Source organism: Thermodesulfovibrionales bacterium (assembly GCA_035622735.1).
Classification (GTDB): domain Bacteria; phylum Nitrospirota; class Thermodesulfovibrionia; order Thermodesulfovibrionales; family UBA9159; genus DASPUT01.
The window spans coordinates 1-17,662 of the sequence record DASPUT010000108.1 but is presented as its reverse complement, the minus strand read 5'-3'; the positions used below and the strand labels follow the sequence as shown (position 1 = coordinate 17,662).

General features: G+C 51.0%; 21 protein-coding genes. 16 read left to right on the top strand and 5 right to left on the bottom strand.

The window, feature by feature from the left end:
* Positions 1-759: LarC family nickel insertion protein (locus VEI96_06280; GenBank protein ID HXX57590.1), on the top strand; the 759-nt coding region annotated here is incomplete at its 5' end.
* A 122-nt stretch (positions 760-881) separates the two neighbouring features.
* Here the strand turns inward: VEI96_06280 and VEI96_06275 are convergent.
* Positions 882-1,082 carry a cold-shock protein gene (locus tag VEI96_06275; GenBank protein HXX57589.1) on the bottom strand — a complete coding sequence of 67 codons (201 nt, stop codon included), beginning with the start codon at positions 1,080-1,082 and terminating at the stop codon, positions 882-884.
* A gap of 159 nt (positions 1,083-1,241) precedes the next feature.
* On the opposite strand from VEI96_06275, the gene lipA reads away from it, so the two are divergent.
* From lipA to VEI96_06230, 9 genes are all read left to right on the top strand, one after another.
* Positions 1,242-2,120, top strand: coding sequence for a lipoyl synthase (gene lipA / locus VEI96_06270; protein ID HXX57588.1), 879 nt, complete (start codon positions 1,242-1,244; stop codon positions 2,118-2,120).
* 158 nt (positions 2,121-2,278) lie between these two features.
* Complete coding sequence (locus tag VEI96_06265; protein HXX57587.1) at positions 2,279-2,464, top strand: rubredoxin; 186 nt, start codon at positions 2,279-2,281, stop codon at positions 2,462-2,464.
* Between the two features lie 21 nt (positions 2,465-2,485).
* The gene (locus VEI96_06260) at positions 2,486-2,959 is read left to right on the top strand and encodes a hypothetical protein (GenBank protein HXX57586.1); all 474 of its coding nucleotides are present in this window, start codon (positions 2,486-2,488) and stop codon (positions 2,957-2,959) included.
* A 177-nt stretch (positions 2,960-3,136) separates the two neighbouring features.
* On the top strand, positions 3,137-3,553 hold the full coding sequence (locus VEI96_06255; GenBank protein ID HXX57585.1) for a ferritin-like domain-containing protein: 417 nt from the start codon (positions 3,137-3,139) through the stop codon (positions 3,551-3,553).
* 244 nt (positions 3,554-3,797) lie between these two features.
* On the top strand, positions 3,798-5,039 hold the full coding sequence (locus VEI96_06250; protein ID HXX57584.1) for an FprA family A-type flavoprotein: 1,242 nt from the start codon (positions 3,798-3,800) through the stop codon (positions 5,037-5,039).
* A 10-nt stretch (positions 5,040-5,049) separates the two neighbouring features.
* Positions 5,050-5,544 (top strand): rubrerythrin family protein, encoded by a 495-nt coding sequence (locus VEI96_06245; protein ID HXX57583.1) that lies wholly within the window; start codon positions 5,050-5,052, stop codon positions 5,542-5,544.
* A 4-nt stretch (positions 5,545-5,548) separates the two neighbouring features.
* A complete protein-coding gene (locus tag VEI96_06240; protein HXX57582.1) occupies positions 5,549-6,118 on the top strand; it encodes a flavodoxin family protein in 570 nt (189 codons plus the stop codon).
* 173 nt (positions 6,119-6,291) lie between these two features.
* Positions 6,292-7,248 carry a radical SAM/SPASM domain-containing protein gene (locus VEI96_06235; protein ID HXX57581.1) on the top strand — a complete coding sequence of 319 codons (957 nt, stop codon included), beginning with the start codon at positions 6,292-6,294 and terminating at the stop codon, positions 7,246-7,248.
* 21 nt (positions 7,249-7,269) lie between these two features.
* A complete protein-coding gene (locus VEI96_06230; protein ID HXX57580.1) occupies positions 7,270-7,626 on the top strand; it encodes a PilZ domain-containing protein in 357 nt (118 codons plus the stop codon).
* Between the two features lie 113 nt (positions 7,627-7,739).
* On the opposite strand, the gene VEI96_06225 is transcribed toward VEI96_06230, so the two are convergent.
* Positions 7,740-9,050, bottom strand: a complete 1,311-nt coding sequence (locus VEI96_06225; GenBank protein ID HXX57579.1) for a 4Fe-4S binding protein — start codon at positions 9,048-9,050, stop codon at positions 7,740-7,742.
* A 205-nt stretch (positions 9,051-9,255) separates the two neighbouring features.
* On the opposite strand from VEI96_06225, the gene VEI96_06220 reads away from it, so the two are divergent.
* From VEI96_06220 to VEI96_06200, 5 genes are all read left to right on the top strand, one after another.
* The gene (locus VEI96_06220; protein HXX57578.1) at positions 9,256-9,831 is read left to right on the top strand and encodes a TMEM175 family protein; all 576 of its coding nucleotides are present in this window, start codon (positions 9,256-9,258) and stop codon (positions 9,829-9,831) included.
* Between the two features lie 4 nt (positions 9,832-9,835).
* A complete protein-coding gene (locus tag VEI96_06215) occupies positions 9,836-10,783 on the top strand; it encodes a DUF523 and DUF1722 domain-containing protein (GenBank protein ID HXX57577.1) in 948 nt (315 codons plus the stop codon).
* 292 nt (positions 10,784-11,075) lie between these two features.
* Positions 11,076-11,447 carry a hypothetical protein gene (locus VEI96_06210; GenBank protein ID HXX57576.1) on the top strand — a complete coding sequence of 124 codons (372 nt, stop codon included), beginning with the start codon at positions 11,076-11,078 and terminating at the stop codon, positions 11,445-11,447.
* A 4-nt stretch (positions 11,448-11,451) separates the two neighbouring features.
* A complete protein-coding gene (locus tag VEI96_06205; protein HXX57575.1) occupies positions 11,452-12,024 on the top strand; it encodes a prepilin-type N-terminal cleavage/methylation domain-containing protein in 573 nt (190 codons plus the stop codon).
* A gap of 221 nt (positions 12,025-12,245) precedes the next feature.
* Entirely contained in the window at positions 12,246-14,675 is a 2,430-nt protein-coding gene (locus tag VEI96_06200; protein HXX57574.1) for an HD domain-containing phosphohydrolase, read from the top strand.
* 50 nt (positions 14,676-14,725) lie between these two features.
* Here VEI96_06200 and VEI96_06195 read toward each other — a convergent pair whose 3' ends face one another.
* Positions 14,726-15,115: a VOC family protein gene (locus VEI96_06195; GenBank protein HXX57573.1), complete on the bottom strand. Its 390-nt coding sequence runs from the start codon at positions 15,113-15,115 to the stop codon at positions 14,726-14,728.
* Between the two features lie 351 nt (positions 15,116-15,466).
* On the opposite strand from VEI96_06195, the gene VEI96_06190 reads away from it, so the two are divergent.
* On the top strand, positions 15,467-15,673 hold the full coding sequence (locus tag VEI96_06190) for a hypothetical protein (GenBank protein ID HXX57572.1): 207 nt from the start codon (positions 15,467-15,469) through the stop codon (positions 15,671-15,673).
* A gap of 180 nt (positions 15,674-15,853) precedes the next feature.
* Here the strand turns inward: VEI96_06190 and VEI96_06185 are convergent, their stop codons facing one another.
* Both VEI96_06185 and VEI96_06180 read right to left on the bottom strand, forming a co-directional pair.
* Positions 15,854-16,399 carry a hypothetical protein gene (locus tag VEI96_06185; protein ID HXX57571.1) on the bottom strand — a complete coding sequence of 182 codons (546 nt, stop codon included), beginning with the start codon at positions 16,397-16,399 and terminating at the stop codon, positions 15,854-15,856.
* Positions 16,400-17,021: 622 nt separating this feature from the next.
* Positions 17,022-17,480: an Hsp20/alpha crystallin family protein gene (locus VEI96_06180; protein HXX57570.1), complete on the bottom strand. Its 459-nt coding sequence runs from the start codon at positions 17,478-17,480 to the stop codon at positions 17,022-17,024.
* Between the last annotated feature and the right edge of the window lie 182 nt (positions 17,481-17,662).

The following is a 17,662-nucleotide window of genomic DNA, read 5'->3' as shown; positions in this document are numbered from 1 at the left end:
GACGTTTATGTATCGGCGGTCAATCTCGGTTCAGGTTCTGTTAAGACGGAACACGGGATTCTTCCTGTGCCCGCGCCGGCAACGGCCGAACTCCTGAAGGGATTTCCGGTTTATGCCTCTGATGTTCCCATAGAACTCACTACCCCCACAGGGGCGGCCATTCTGAGGGAATTAGCAGACGGTTTTCTCAGTATGCCGGCAATGAAAATAAGGGCGACAGGGTATGGCGCCGGACAGAGAGAGATAAAGGGTATGCCGAATACCCTCAGGATCCTCGTCGGGGAGGCCCTCTCCCGGAATGAAACCGATCTTTCCCCGAAGGTGACGGTGGTCGAGACGAACATCGATGACATGAACCCGCAGATCTACGAATACGTGATGGAGCGGCTCTTGGCAGAGGGAGCCCTTGATGTGTATCTCACTCAGGTCATCATGAAGAAAGGGAGGCCCGGGGTCGTGCTCTCTGTCCTTTGTGACGAGGGCAGGAGATCAGAGATCATAGATATCCTTTTTCAGGAGACGACTACGATAGGGGTAAGGTTTCACGAAGCATCACGAAGCGTTCTCGATCGCGAGGTCGAAGAGAGAGGCACAGAATTCGGACGCATAAGGGTTAAGGTTTCAAGGACAGGGGGTGAGACGGTCACCGAAAGCCCCGAGTATGATGATTGCAAAAGGATAGCAAAGAAAAAAAAAGTGCCGCTGAGAGAGGTGATGAGGCGGGCATCGGACCGGAAACGGACCCGCAAGCCGCTTTAACGCCGTTGGGTAGCAGCTCTCCAGAAAGGGTATCGGACAGACGGGCTTCTCTCATGTACCTTCCCGCCGCGGCATTGCGGAAAGGAAAGCCCCCTCTCGCGAGAAGGGACTTTCCCTTACACTTACTGCTTTACGACGTTGACAGCCTTGGGGCCTTTGGGGCCTTTTTCGATGTCGAAGCTGACAGAATCACCCTCGGCAAGGGACTTGAATCCATTGCCCTGGATGGAAGAATAGTGGACAAACACGTCGCTGCCGTCTTCGCTTGTGATAAAGCCGAAGCCTTTGGACTCGTTGAACCACTTTACTGTTCCGTTAGGCATCTCTCTTCCTCCTTACTCGCAGAATAAGTCTCAGAATGACCTGCTCAAATAAAAAAGGCCTCAAAGCTCAAAGTCTTTGCGGCCTTACCAGTTACAAAAACTTCCGAAACTCACATGATAATGACATGTCCGACAGGAAAAAGTCAAGGGCATGATATAATGAAAAGAGATCAAGAAACGGTAACCATGAGACTCCCCGACTGGATAAAGACAAAGGGTTTTACGGGGCGCCACGAAACGAGGAGGACCCTAAGGCAGTACGGCTTGTCTACGGTATGTGAAGAAGCCCGCTGCCCCAATATCGGCATCTGTTTTTCGAAGCCGACCGCCGCATTCATGATACTCGGCTCTTCATGCACGAGGAACTGCGGCTTCTGTTCGGTCGAGTCATCGATCGCCCTGCCGCCCGATGGGGGAGAGCCACAGAGGGTTGCGATGGCAGCCCGAGATATGGGACTGAGGTACGTCGTGGTCACATCGGTCACGAGGGACGACCTCCCTGACGGGGGCTCATCGCACTTTGCAGAGACCGTGAGGGCGCTGAGGGATAATCTGCCGCAGGCGCTAATCGAGGTGCTCATCCCTGACTTCAAGGGTGACGGGGCGGCCCTGGGGGCGGTTCTCTCTTCAGGACCGGATGTCTTGAACCATAATGTCGAAACCGTACCCCGCCTCTATCCGCTTGTGAGGCCGCAGGCCGATTATAAACGTTCCTTGACGCTCTTGAGGAATGCCAGGGCGATCGCCCCTTCAGTGCCGACGAAGTCAGGGCTGATGGTCGGCCTCGGTGAAACCTTTCAAGAGGTGCTCTCCGTCATGCGGGAGATTCATGATACGGGATGTCATCGCTTGACCATCGGGCAGTACCTCAGGCCGTCTAAGAAGAATCTCCCTGTGGCGGAGTATGTCCTGCCGGAGGTTTTCGATCGTTACCGGGATGCTGCCCTCGGTATCGGCTTCAAGGGTGTGGCCTCATCTCCTCTCGTGAGGAGTTCGATGAACGCTGAGGAGATGTTCTTAGCAGGGGAAAGGTTTTAAATAGAGTGTTGCCTGTCCCCATCGTAACTCTTCGGCAAAAGCAATCTTGACAAGAATAATTCTAATATGATAATAATTATCAACCACTTTCTCACGGGGTTTGTTGTCCGAAATGAAACCGGAGTCTTCGACTCCTGATTATGCGAAGGGAGGAGAGTATGCCAGAGGTCAAGACGGAAGAAGGGGCATATGTCTGCCAGCAGTGCGGCTATATCTATAATCCGGCAAAGGGCGACAGAAAAGGGAAGATCCCTCCGGGCGTTCCCTTTGAGGCGTTGCCGGATGATTGGGTCTGCCCGCTCTGCGGTGCGAGAAAATCGCGCTTTTCACCGATGCTCGATTAGGTTCAAAGGAGGAGACTGCTTATGTGTATCGCTCATGAATCGCGGTGCAAATGCGGAAGGGAGACGGTGAGCTTCCACTTCAAGGATAACATTCTGCCCGAGCAGACGGTGAAGAACCTCTATTGCCCTCGCTGTTCTCCCGACGTCCGGGTCGATCACGATGTGATGGTGGTTGACAACGGATGGGTTATTGAATACGATATGGATATAGTTGGGTTTTCAGGACAGAAACTCGGAAGCGGGCCGATTACCCCGGCCTTCGTTTTCGATTCCGGATACTGCACCTGGAACGGCATCTATCCCGGTGATCACAGAGACAGCGTGAAGGAGCGAGAGCGGATCACCGCCCTCGCGAAAGCCGATCCGGCGCTCTACCTGAGAGAGATGAAGACATGGGCGACGGAACGACTGGAGCGGCTGCGAAGAGAAGGGTGGAGGAAGGCAGATGAAGGAGAATCACTCGAAGGAGAAAGGGAAAAGCCGCTGCAGTGTTAAATATTTGCCTGTCCCGGATTTCATAACGTGCCCGAAATGCGGAGAGGAAATAGAACTCTGGTCCGATGAGGACGAAACCGTCTGCTTCTTCTGCGGGCACAAGGTCTTCAAGAAAGAAACAACGATTCATTGACCACAGCTCCTTTCGGAGCCATATTCATCATCGAAGGAGGATTTATGGCGAGCAAGAAACTATTGGAGAAGCTGAACGATGCGATTGGAAGGGAGCTGCAGGTAAGCGTTCAGTACCTATGGCAGCATGTTACGGTTAGGGGGATCCATGCCGAATCGGTAGGAGGGGTATTCAAGAGCACGGGGATCACGGAAATGAAGCATGCGGAGGCGATAGCGGAGAGGCTTGATTATCTCGGAGGGGTACCGACGACGAAGCCGGCGCCGATCGTTGTCGGCAAGGGCGTGAAGGATATGCTGAAGCTGGACAAGAAGGCTGAAGAGGACGCGATAAAGCTGTATAAAGAGATCATCTCCCTCGCGACGAAAGAGGGCGATATCGTAACGAAGAAACTATTTGAAGGGATACTCTCGGACGAAGAAGAGCACCATAACATCTTTTCCACTCTCCTCGAAGGGTAACCCCCTGACGTCTCCATAGGACGAACATCCCCCGGATGGGAAGGAAGCGATCCGTGTCTGCGGTCAATGTCGGAAGAGGAGACCGTTTCACGCTGACTACTGAATAACAGGGAGGATGCCCCCGTCAGCGGCGGTGACATGGCCGCCACGGGAAGGGAACCCGATGCCGCGAGTCTTCAGGAGGCGATAAGAAGATCATACCGCACCTCCTTGCAGAATGGCAGGAGAGATAAGGATGATCCCGATGACAGAACTGCTGAGAGGAGGCGATATGAAAGCCGTTGAGCTGAAGAACGGAATATACTGGGTCGGCGCCATTGATTGGGCGGTAAGGGATTTTCACGGCTACGCGACCCCGCGCGGGACAACCTACAATAACTATCTCATCATCGATGATGAGATAACCCTGCTCGACACGGTCAAACACGATTTCTCGGATATCACGATAAAGACGATACGAAGTGTCGTCGACCCTGCAAAGATACGGAACGTGGTGATCAACCACATAGAGAACGATCATGCGACGAGCCTTGATAAGATCATGGAGCTTGCACCGCGAGCTACAATCTACATAACGGAGAAGGGGAAGAAAGGACTCGAGAGGTTCTTTGACCTCTCGAAGTGGGACATGAAAGTCGTGAAGACGGGCGACACCCTGAGGATCGGGAGAAGGACGCTCCTTTTCCTCGAGACCCCGATGCTCCACTGGCCTGATTCGATGATGACCTATATAAAGGAGGAAAAGATCCTCATCAGTCAGGACGGTTTCGGACAGCATATCGCATCAGCGGTGAGGTTTGACGATGAGTTCATCACCTGCGAATCCCTGTCGGAACTCGAAGATGCGGTTGTGGATTACTATGCGAATATCCTTATGCCCTTTGGCCCGATTATAAAGACGAAGATTGCCGATATCCAGAAATTGGGACTCGATATCGAGATGATAGCCCCTGACCACGGGGTCATCTGGAGAAAGAATCCTGAGAAGGTGGTGAAGGCCTATCTCGACATGGCGGAAGGAAAGTCGGCCCTGAGTGTCCCGATCATTTACGACACCATGTGGCACAGCACGGAAATGATGGCACTGCCGATTATGCAGGGGATAAAGGACGAGGGCGTTGAGTGTAAGGTCATTAAGCTGAGGGCCACACCGATGAGCGTAGCCATTAAAGAATTTTGGAGGGGGAGGGGCTGTCTCGTCGGTACTCCTACCCTGAACAATATCATGTATCCGACGATAGCGGAGTTCCTTACGCACCTGAGGGGACTGAGGCCGAAAAATCGTATCATCGGGGCCTTCGGAAGTTACGGCTGGGGAGGAGGAGCAGTCAAGGAGGCCTATGATGAGTTCAAGAGGATGGGCCTCGAGATGTTTGAACCCGGGCTGCAGATCCTCTACCGGCCTTCGTTGGAAGACGAGACGAAGTGCTATGAGTTCGGCCGAGAGTTCGCGAAAAAAGTAAAAGAATATCATTCGAAATTTTAGGAGGTCGACGATGTCAAAATCGGAAAAAAATCTTCAGGACGCTTTCGCGGGAGAATCACAGGCAAACAGGAAGTATCTCGCCTTTGCAAAGAAGGCAGATCAGGAAGGGTATAAACAGGTGGCGAAGCTCTTCAGGGCTGCTGCGGAAGCCGAGACGGTCCATGCTCACAACCACCTGAAGGAACTGGGAGGCATCAAGAGCACGAAGGAAAATATCGATGAGGCGATTCACGGCGAATCGTATGAATTCCAGAAGATGTATCCGGGAATGATCGAGGATGCAAAGGCGGAAGGAAATAAGGGCGCGCTCAGGACGTTCGATTACGCCAATCAGGTGGAAAAGGTCCATGCCGAGCTGTATCAGAGGGCCCTCGACGCCCTCGGCAAGAACCCCGAAACCGACTACTATGTCTGTCAGGTCTGCGGTTATACCGCGGAGGGCGAAGCCCCGGACGAATGCCCTGTCTGCAAGGCGAAGAAGCAGGGCTTCAAAAAGGTCGATTGAGGGCATGAAGGTCACCGCATTCCTCGGCAGTCCGAGGATAGAGGGGAATGTCGACATCCTGCTCAGAGAGGCGCTGAAGGGTGTCGGTGAGGGAGGGCATGAAGTGAGATTGTTCAAGTTGAACTTCATGAACATAAAGCCCTGCCAGGACTGCGGAGGCTGTGACAAAACGGGCAGCTGCATCATCAACGACGACATGGAGGAGGTCTATGGTTCTTTGCGTGAGGCCGACAGGGTGATCCTTGCCTCCCCGATCTTCTTCTTTGCTCTCAGCGCCCAGGCAAAGGCGATGATCGACCGGTGTCAGGCCTTCTGGTGTGAAAAGTACCTCCTGAAAAAACCGGTCCCTGAGGGTCCGCATGGGAGAAAGGGACTGCTCCTCCTCGTCGGCGGGATGAAAAAAGAGATTGGTATCCAATGTTCAGAGGCGACGGGGAAGGCATTTTTCAGGACGATCAGCGTCCCGGTGCACGAGACCCTGAGTTTCCTCGGAGTAGATGCCAAAGGAGCGATTCTCGATCATCCGACTGCCTTGAAGGAAGCGCACGGCGCGGGGAAAAGGCTCGTTTCGTGAGCATGCCGGAAAGTGAGAGAGAAACCCCGCTTCCTCGAATCTCTCGATAGGTCTTTCTGTATGACCGGTTGCGGAAAGCTGCTTTGCGTTGATGGATCGTGTGGCCCCCCGCTGTCGAGTCTGTTTCCCGTTCGATTTCTGAATCCAGGGTTCAGCGGCATCAGGCCTTAGCAATGTCGTCTTCCCATCCCTACTACATCCAGTTCTACCCCACTCTCAGATGTACGATGAGCTGTTCCTTCTGTTTTAATGCCGGTCTCAAGGAGATCGGAGACATGCCCGCGGAAGATTTCAGGAAGATGGCCCGCATCCTTGCTCATTCCGGTATCAGGGAGATAGACTTCCTCGGCGGGGAGCCGACCCTCCATAGCGGAATAGAGGAGATGGCAGATATCGCCCTTTCCCTCGGGTTGAAGACTTCAGTGAGTTCGAACGGTTCCCGTATTCCCGTTGCGAAGAGGCTCATCGATGCCTTCGGCGACGCCTGTGTCCTCGGGATTTCCCTGAACGACGGGCGGTCGAATAGCGAGCTCGATGAGTTCCTCTCAGACTCCAGACCGCTCGTAAAATCCCTCTATAGAAAGATAGGGGGACTCGAACAGCGGATAAAATCCGTTCTCGAGAAGACTCACGGGAAGTTCTATCTCATCTATCCGGACATCATCTCGGGGAACAGGGAAGATTCCCTCCCGTTCCATGAGTTTTATGATGCTATCTCAACGACACAAAGAACGATGCCTGCGGTGGAACCGGTATTCTGCTCGGGGTTCCTCCCCGAATCAATGCGGTATCCTGAACTCTCCATGACCCGGTGTTCTGCGGGTGTCACAAAACTCGGGATCATGCCTGACGGTTCGGTATTCCCCTGCAACCTCTTTTTCGGGATGGGAGAATTTTACATCGGGAACATATTCACTGATGGGTTTGCGGATATATGGAATTCTCCGAAACTCTCCTTCTTCAGGAGGTTCGAAGAGAACCGTTGCTCCCTGAAGGACTGTAACCTCCATGCGAAATGCCACGGAGGATGCCCGGCCCACAGCATGAAATTCTACGGTACGCTTGACGGGCCGGATCCGAGGTGCGGAGGGACGTTGACAATGCGTCAGAACCTGGTAAGGTTAAAGTAGCGGAGAGGGGGTAGAGATCGATTGACGATAATCAAAAAGGGAGACAAATCCATGGACGCGAAACCTGAAAGGAGGATGAGCCAGCGGGTAGTCATTAACGCATCGGTTAAGGTCAAGTTCAAGAGGGATTTCTTCTTTTCCGTGGCGCGGGATATCAGCACCTCCGGCATTTTTTTAGAGACGAGCAAGGTCCTTGCTCGGGGTGACAAGATAGCGTGTTCGTTTGTTCTCCAGTACAAAATCGATGCGGCGGGAGAGGTTGTCAGGGCAATGAAAAAGTCGCCCGATCTTTACCATTACGGGGTTCGGTTTCCCGATCTCGATCCTAAGGCGAGGGCCCAGATACAGGAAGTGGTGAAGGGTCAAAGAAGGCAGTGAGGTCCTCGATAAGGTCGAAATCGTGAGCCATGGTGTAGTCGGGATTCAGATCGGGTCGCTGTTCCGCAGCGGTCCGCGAGGCACTGAAGAGCACCGGCTTACTCGCGCTCTCTCTAGACCTCGGTCATCCAGCCCCTGCCCTGCGAAGTAGCGCCTTTCTTCATTGCTGCCAGGAAAGTCGATCGCAATGCATCACTCATTAATGCCCGCTTGACCGGAGGGAGGCGGAGAAATCCACCCATGAAGCCCCGCATGAATGTATGCGTTACGCGACGCGGATCATCAAAGAGCTGATTCTGGAGCGTACCCTTTTCGAGGCATTGAAGCATGAGACGCTCGAAAGTCGTCTCGGGAGTAATGGTCCTCTTCTTTCTTCGGACGAGGGTCAATGCCTTGGTCTTGCACTGCAATGCACAGACCCCGCAGCCGAGGCAGATCCCCGTATCGGTCGCCGGCCTCTTCTTCCTTCTTGATCCGCCTTCCTCATCGGCGACCATAGTCCTCGCTTCGATGGGACAGGCCCGGGCACAGAGACCGCAGCCCGCACAGCGACTGGCATCCGTTTCCGGAAGAAAACTCGCCGTAATGACGATATTATGGTACCCCCACTTTTTCATGCCGAGGAGGAGATGACAGCAGTCGCTGCAGCAGTGGCAGAGATAGGCGGGGTTCTTCTGCACATTATCGATGTTGAGCACGAGCCCGAGTTCCCTTGAGCGCGCAACGTTATCCTTCATTTCGGCCTTCGAGACCTTTCTTGCAAATCCGCGCCGCGAGAGAAAATCGGCGGCGATACCAAAGGACGAGCAGGTGTCGAGCGGAGTATTGCAGGTCTTTGTCCCGACATGTGTCGCCACATGTCTGCACGAACAGATGCCGATGGCGAAAGCGCTCTGCTCTTCGATGATCGCCGAGGCCCGCTCATAATCGAGTATCTCTACATAATCTTGGGCAAGTACTTCTTCATGCGGCATGGTTCTCATGATTCCGACCTTCTCCCCCCGGGCGTAGTTCGCGGCGAGGAAATCGCGCTCCTTGAGCATGTAATCATGAAAGAGTCGGCTCAGCTTCTGCCGGTCCTCATCTCCCCCTGTCCTCATCATAGTCAGTTCGAATATCCCCACCACCATGGGGGACGGCATATAGTGATAGGAATCAGAGAGCCAGAGGTCCATGACGAGCCCTTTCGCGCAGAGACGCTCCAGAAGATCGCGGAGTCGCGCCTCATCGTACCCTGTTATGGATTTCAGATGAGCAAGACTTGTCAGCGTGGCCGGCATCCGTATCACAAGTTCAGCCTCATCCGACCCATAGAGTTCCTTTAAGAGGGCATGGAAGGTCCCATTCCACGGGGCGCGAAAGGTCAGACCGTCTATCTTACGGCCTAGTCTTTTGTAGACATCTTTTCCGACTACGTGCCCCATAACCGATATTGTCCGCCCCTTAGGATTAACGCTCTATAGGGAAAGTATATCGTAAACGCCGGGAAGGGACAAGGAGGGGAGGAAGGCTCTTCATTTCTCGGATTTTCAGCCCAGCCGAATTGTGCTATAGTCTTTTCAAGAATCTGAATCATGCCGCTTTTCAGTATCGTTCCGCGGCATAGAGTCATTAGCCGGGAGATCTCAGATGAGCAAAGAGCGGATGGAAGCCTTCAGTGACGGCGTGATCGCGATCATCATCACCATCATGGTGCTTGAATTGAAGGTTCCGCGCGGGGCCGATTTTGCAGCGCTCCTCCCGCTCGGTCCGGTATTCCTCAGCTATGTACTCAGTTTTGTCTTCCTCGGCATTTACTGGAACAATCACCATCACCTGCTCCAGGCTATCAGGCATGTGAATGGTCGCGTGCTTTGGGCAAACCTGCATCTGCTCTTCTGGCTGTCGTTGACCCCCTTTGTCACCGGCTGGATGGGCGAGAATAACTTTGCAGAATGGCCTGTCGCGCTTTACGGCACGGTACTTCTCTTCTCTTCGGTTGCTTATTTCATCCTCACGAGGACTCTCATTTCTCTTCATGGGAGGGATTCTGTCCTGGCGACTGCTCTTGGACGGGACTTCAAAGGCAAGGTATCGGTGGTGATCTATCTCGTGTCAGTTCCCCTCGCCTTTGTCTATTCGTGGTTTGCGTTTGCGCTCTACGTCATCGTGGCTGTCATGTGGTTCGTCCCTGACCGTCGTATCGAGAAGATTCTGAAGACCTGACGGTATGGAAAAGTTGAAACTCGGGATAAGCTCGTGTCTCCTCGGTGATAGGGTCAGGTATGACGGTGGGCATAAACTTGACCATTATATCCGGGAGACTCTTGGTCGGCACGTAGACTGGGTGCCTGTCTGTCCCGAGGTCGAATACGGCCTGTCAGTGCCGAGGGAGGCGATGCGCCTGGTCCGAGCCGCAGCAGGGCCGCGTCTCATGACTTCGCTCACGAGGGTGGACCATACGGACGGGATGAGAAGATGGGCAGAGAAAAGACTCTCCGAACTCGAGAAAGAAGACCTGTGCGGCTTCATCTTCAAAAGCGGGTCTCCCAGTTCAGGGATGAGGGGCGTAAAGGTCTACAACCCTTCGGGAGTTCCGTCCAGGACAGGTGTCGGAATCTTTGCTGGGGCGTTCATGGAACGATTTCCGAACCTGCCTGTGGAGGATGAGGGCCGTCTTCAAAGTTCTTCCCTGCGGGAAAACTTCATCGAAAGGGCCTTTGTTTTCAAGAGGTGGAAGGAATTTCAGAGGAGGGGAGGAAGAATAAGAGACCTCGTCTCTTTTCATACGGAACATAAACTCCTGATCCTTTCCCACAGCGCGGCGCATTACCGTCTTCTCGGCGTTATCGTAGCGAATGCGAAACGATACCAGCCTGAAAGACTTCATCGGGAATACTCAGACCATCTCATGAAGGCGTTGAAGCTCCTTTCTACTCCAAAGAAGAATACCGATGTTCTTCTCCACATGCTCGGATATTTCAAGAAGGCGATTTCCCCGGACGAAAAGCAGGAACTGCTTGAGGTGATCGAAACGTATCGCAAAGGCTTCGTACCTCTCGTAGTCCCCATTACCTTGATAAAACATTTTGTTCGGAAATACGATGAGCGGTATCTTGCGCGGCAACATTATCTCAACCCCCATCCTATTGAACTCATGCTGAGGAATCATGTATGATTTACACCTCCTTAGGATTAGCCCCAACATTGCGATAGGCGACTATCGGTAAGTAGGCCTCTTATGTAGCAAGCGATTTTGGCCTACTGATCAAGTATTGAACATTCTTACTGACAATTATTGTTATTTTTCCTTCCCCCAGCTGTCGAGTATCGTTGAATTGTCTTTTGTTTCAACATATTAGACTTATCATGGTTCGTCATTCCCCTGGCACAGATATTGAAACAATAATGGAGGCAAAATGCGCTGAAGAGCTGAAGATATGTTGGATAACTTTGAATATGTAGGCATTATGAGAAGCGATAAGCTCTCTTCATTGCTTTTGATTATCTTCATGGCGGTATTTTTCGTCAGCTGTGAGCAACATGCATCTGTCCCTACTCACCTTGTAGGCGTTTGGAAGACTTCTGCGCCCAAATATGCAGATCGTTATCTGAAATTCACCGATTCCAAATTGATATTCGGCGTCGGGGATGGCAAAGAAGTTGAACACGCAATAGAAAAAATCAAAGTGAAGAAAGAGGATAATCAAACAACATATACGTTTCATTATAAAGATGAGGAGGGGGAAAAATGGACCCTTGTCCTCTTCTATACTGATGATTCTGGAGGAACTATTCAGCAACGGTATCACAATGAGCTGTGGCGGAAAGCGAGGGAGTGACTGGATGAAAACTTCATTCAGTCGAGATCGGTTCCGTCTTTCGGGATCGAATGATAGAAATCTCTTAGACTTCGATAAGGCCGAAGACTGCGGAATAGGATATCCTACCGCAATCGGTGCATATGCAGATAAGAAATCCCGCGGTTTTACGCTAGTTGAATTGCTTGCCGCGATCGTGGTCATTGGAATATTGGCCGGCATAGGCATAGTCTCTTTCTTAGGATATAAGGCGCAAGGCCAAATCGACAATGCCATTTCTGACATCGCGGGGATGTCCGTAACGATCAAGGCGTACGAAACTGACCACGGCGTTCCGCCCGATGGCCTTAACGCCGTCAACCTTGATAAGCGACTCGATCCCTGGGGAAACCCCTATCAGTACTACAACATAGTGACGGCGAAAGGAAAGGGTCAGATGAGAAAGGATCATAATCTTGTTCCGATCAATTCCGACTTCGATCTCTACAGCATGGGTCCGGACGGGCAAAGCCAGTCTCCGCTCACGGCAAAAGTTAGCCGGGATGACATAATCCGGGCTAATGACGGCGCATACATTGGTCCGGCCTATGCGTATTAGGCTCACATGAACCTCGTTTCTATGTCATGAATGTATCAGGATTTAAGAAGATCGAGTATGGATTCCTCCGGAGTAAAGTAGCCAGGCGAGTCTTTTTCCTTTTCATCCTTTGCGCGCTTCTCCCCCTCATCACGCTCGCATATTTTTCCTTCGATCGGGTCACAAGGCAACTTCAGTTGCAGGCGAATGAACGACTGAATGAAGAGTCAAAAGCAGCAGGTATGACGATCATAGGGAGGCTTGCATTTCTCGAGATAGATATGAAGCTGGTTATCGAAAGACTTGAGACAGGACGCGCCGACTCCCTTGAGGCTGCGACACGTGAGTTCAGAGAACGAATCAGGGACCGTTTCAAGGGGCTCTCGCTTGTTACCGGTAATGGCGGAATTGTAGCAGCTGAGGGCTCTCCGTCTCCATTCCCCGAGTTAAGCCGAGACGAGCGTAAGCACCTCAATGAGGGAAAGACGTTGGTAACAGTCGGTCGAAGTAAATGGCCATATCCCGGCGTCTTCATGGTCAGGGCGGTTGACCCTGCCCGGTCAGATCGGAGAATCCTCTTCGGCGAGATTCAACCCTCATATCTGTGGGGGGGAGAGGCTTTCGCACTACCGGAAACGGAGTTCGTCATCTTTGACAAGTCCGACAAGGCACTCTTCTCCTCCTTTTCCGAGTACATTCCTTCTCGGGAAGTAGCAGGCGCAATACGCCTGGTCCCTGCCTCGCGGAACTTCAGTTGGACGTATAAGCGAGAGACTTATCTGGCAAGCTATTGGACCATGTTTATGGTTCCACCGTATTCCGCAAAGTGGGTATTGGTGCTCAGTCAGCCCAGGACAGACATCTTGAAGCCGATACATACTTTTGAGCAGATATTCTTGCTCGTTATCGCTCTCACTTTTGTCGTTGTGTTCTTCCTGAGCTTTGGTCAGATCAGGAAGAGCCTCATCCCCATAGAACTCTTACAAGAGGGGACACGAAGGATAGCGGCAAGGGATTTCGAAGCCAGGGTGGAGATCAAGAGCAATGATGAATTTGAAGAATTAGGCCGGTCTTTCAACGAGATGGCGGACAGTATAAAGAATCATCTCATGATTATGACAAAGCTGAACGATGTCGGGATAGCTCTCTCTGCGGAAAAAGATACCAATCATCTCCTGAAACTCATCACGATAAGCGCTAAGAGCGTTACCAGGGCAGACGCCTGCTCCTTATATATTATCAGCGAGAGTAAAGAACTGAAACTGGCGGTGCGGTACATAGATTCTCTGGGTCTCTTCCCTGGTGGTGATGAACCGATTCCGCTCTTCGATGTATCGGGAAAACCCAATCACAGTATCGTTGCCGCCTCCTCTGTTCTCAGCGAGAAGACAATCAACATCCGCAATCTCTATTCAGAAGAGGGCGTAGGTTTTTCAGGCAATTTTGATTCCGACAGAAAGATAGGTTATGAATCACGCTCTATTTTGAGCGTTCCCATGAGAAATCACGAAAATGAGATAATAGGCGTATTACAACTCGCGAACGCCAGCGATGGGCGCTCTCAGGAAATTATCCCTTTCTCGGACAGAGATCAACGCCTCGCCGAAACACTTTCCTCGCAGGCGGCAATAGCGCTGACAAAGAATGCATTGATCGACGGCTTGAAAAAGCTCTTCGATTCACTTGTAGAGCTCATCGCTGCAGCGGTTGACGACAAATCGCCCTATACTGGCGGCCACTGTAGGCGCGTGCCGGAGCTGAGCATGATGCTTGCGAAAGCGGTTTGCGATAGCAAGAATGGGGCTTTTGGTAATTTCAGAATGTCTGACGAGGAATTCTATGAGCTGAAGATTGCCGCTTTGTTACATGATTGCGGAAAAGTGAGTACGCCTACACATATCGCTGACAAGGCAACGAGATTAGAGGGTATTTATGACAGGATTGATTTAATAGATGCACGTTTTGAAATTCTGGAACGAGACTTAAAGATTTCTTCCTTATGCCGGAAATTAAGATCCGTCAAGGGGATGGCTGAATGGGATGCCTCCGAATCAGCGGTCGATATGCTCATGGAGCAGATCGAGAAGGACAGAACATTTGTTCGGGCCTGTAACAAGCACGAAGAGCATTTAGGTGAAGAACATCGAGACAGACTCAGGGAGATCGCTAAGAAATACAGATGGGTAAACGCAATGAACGAAGAGGAATCTGTCATTCCGGAAGGCGAGCTCTCTATGCTCGTCGATGCTGTCGGCACGCTCACACCTGAAGAACGGTTGATACTCGATAGGCATGTTGTGACGACGGTGAAGATGCTCGAAAAGCTGCCCTATCCAAAATCCCTGCGCAATGTGCCGATCTTTGCAGGAGTCCATCATGAATACATGGATGGAAGCGGGTATCCAAAAGGGCTCATGAAAGAACAGATTCCGCTGCAGGGAAGAATCATCGCCATTGCCGACATCTTTGAGGCACTGACCGCGAATGACCGGCCTTACAGGAAAGCCTATACACTTACGGAAGCCTTGTCCATCCTCGAATCTATGAAAGAGGAAGGGCGAATCGATGCCGACCTCTTCGATCTCTTTATGAGTGCAGGAGTATACCAAAAATATGCAGACGCATATCTCACCCCTGAACAGATAAACAACACTTCCCGATACGTGACGTAACAAGATCGTCGCCCCACGGTCATCCCGATCTCGCGCCTTCCCTACAGACCTCACCCATTCATTGAATGGAGGGCCAACCGGTTTCCCTCCGTATCTTCAAAATGCGCTATGAACCCGTACTCGCCGATGCTCTTCTTCGGGAGCAGCGTCTTGCCGCCGTTTGCGTTGATTTTTCGCAATGTTTCTTCGATATCCTCAACGCTGAAATAGACTACAGTACCTGAATGGGACGGTTCATAGCTCTCCCCTTTTATGAGCGTACCGGCTGCTCCGGGCGCGCTTTCAGTCCACGGGAAAAAGGTCATCGTATACGGGCCCATCTCTTCCGGAGTCAGCTCCGTATCGAATACTTTCTCATAGAATGCCCTCGCTCTTTCGATGTCCTTTACCGGGATCTCAAACCAGTTCACCGGATTTGTCTTTATCGCAACAGTCGCCATAATTACCTCCTTCGCACAGACGCGATTACGAATTTCTTCTCACCTCCGTCGTCCCCCAAGGGATTGAAGTCAGGGCGACGATAGGTTCATGTTTGTATAAATCTTCTCTTTATACCTTATTATAACACCCTGAAACTGAGAGGGATGAACACCCCATTAAACGTATTGTATTGAAATAACTCCATTATTCTAAGGGGGAATAGTATTCTCATTTACAGGGGGACCCTGCGAGAGCGGGTCTCTATCAATCGAGACGACCCCGCACCCGATACCTTTGAAACCTGATATAATTGTGAGAATAGGACGAACTCCCGTCCTTAAGAACGAAGGCGAAAGCCGAGGAGGTCTGCCATGGGATTTTTTGCGGTTTTGGGTTTCGTTATGTGGCTGGTTCTCATGGTTCTCATATTCAAGAAGGCGGGATATTCGGGCATCCAGATTATACTGCTCTTCATACCGATCGTGAATGTCATCGTCTTCATCTGGTTTGCGCTCACCGAGTGGCCTATCGAAAAGGAATTAAAAGATCTGAAATCCAAACCGCCTGCCGCAGGTTGACAGCAGTGTCTCGGAATGACGACCCGTTCGGCTGAGGTTGCACTTCGAACACCTTATCCCTTTTTCGACGGTATTAGAAGTGCGTGTAACACCGACAAGTCGAGAGGTATTGCAGACCGCAACTAATGAGGATTTACGAAAGAAATATTGCGTTATGTAGACCTCTCAGTGGCAGATGGTTCAGCTGTCAGCTTTGGTCTGTGGTGGTCTATCTAGCCACTGTGCAAGTTGCCTTGCGCCAAAGATCAAAATCAGGGAAAGCGAGATCGTAATGCATGGAACAATCAGGTCCTTCGACCACGATAAGCCTTGCGGCTGAGTCGCAGCAATGGGGCCATAAACTTCATTTTCCTTCCTCAAAAAAAGAAGAACTCTAATCAATTGACCAATATGGGAGACAAAAATAAATATCCCGATGAGGACTAAACCTATCTGCAGATTGGTTCTCTGACTTGCTCCTGCAGATATCGGCATATCTCCCACAAAACTTAATTTATCTGCTAACCAATTAGTTTTGAACAGGAGCACAAGAGCAAATGCAATCTTGAAGCAAAAAGTAAGAATTGAATCCACCGCTATCACTGTGTTGAGCGGCTCGGTAGATGCCCAGGTGCCGCGTGATGAGAGGGGAAACAGAAAAGAAATAGTCTGAAAGAATGCTGTGAGCGCCCAATAAAGAAAATATATTCCCAAGAGTTTTGCTCCGACCGTGAACCATTCTCGCATTGCCCCCCCCTTTCAGTAATAATATAGTTTACCGATTGCAACTGCACCATTATATCACTATTGAGGAGCGTGTAGTTCAGGAAGGAAGAAGCTGAATATCTTATGCTTCAATCAGGGGAACCCATTTGGCATAAATGAATAAAACCAGCGGCGATAGTAGAATTGCGAAGGGGAAGGCTAAGCAACAAAGCACGATATAAGGAACTACTATAAACGCCACCGGTTTTATGGGCACTCCAACCTTGTGCTTACAAACTTTGCAGGAAGTTGGTAGTGCTGGCCCGAGACATAATTTTCTAATGAGCGATATAGAAGGACTACCACAGTGAGGACACTTAAACATATACATATTCCTTCTCCGTCCCTATGAAGATTGCCAGTTGAATCCCCTCAATTATATCACGAGCTCAGGGTGGTTGATACAGGAAGAAAATGAGTCCGGCTCCCAAGATTTCCCTTAATGCGGAAATGAGGGCCTGAAAGTGTGTCATCGCGGTTTCTTATCCCGGGACAGCGCGGTATTCAGGATTTTTTAAAGAGTAGAGATGAAAAGAGGGCCTGGAAAAACACTCAGGCCCTCTTCTTTTTTTAGAAGGTGGCAGCTACCGGGTCTTTCTATCTACTACTCTATAGCAAGTTTCCTAACCTTGTTCTCTTCTTCTATCTGCCTCGCATTAAACTCGATGTGGAGGACACCGTCCTTGAAACTCGTCTTTGCCGAGTCCACATCGATGTCTTCACCGAGCGAGAGAATCCTCGTCATCTGTCCCCTCGATATCTCTCTGATGATATAGTCATTCTCGGAGACCTCTCTGTCCTGGTGGCCCTTGACTACGATCTTGAGAAGGTTGTCCTCAATCTCGACATCCAGGTCATCTTTGGAAGCCAGGGGAACCGCCGCGTCGATGCAGTATTTCCCGTCCTTTTTGAACGCGTTGACTCTGGGGCTCTGGTTCTTTCCCTGTTGCGTTCTGATTGTCGTACCGAAGGAGTTCGCAAATTCATTGAAAAACTTGTCAAACTCATCCAGTAAGGGTGCTGAAAGGCTTGTTCTCGTGAATGGAAACAACGTTCTTGTCATCTTCATACCTCCAAGGAGTATATGTTTTTTACAGGGGCAAAGCCTCCTGTTTCGTGAGGTGGTAGCTGCCATCCTCACAAATATTTTACAAAAAATTCTTCTCTCAGTCAACAACGACGGGAGGATAATGGGTCTGCAAAGTGCCCCCGTTACCTTTCTCCTGAAGCGGAAAAGGAGTTGTG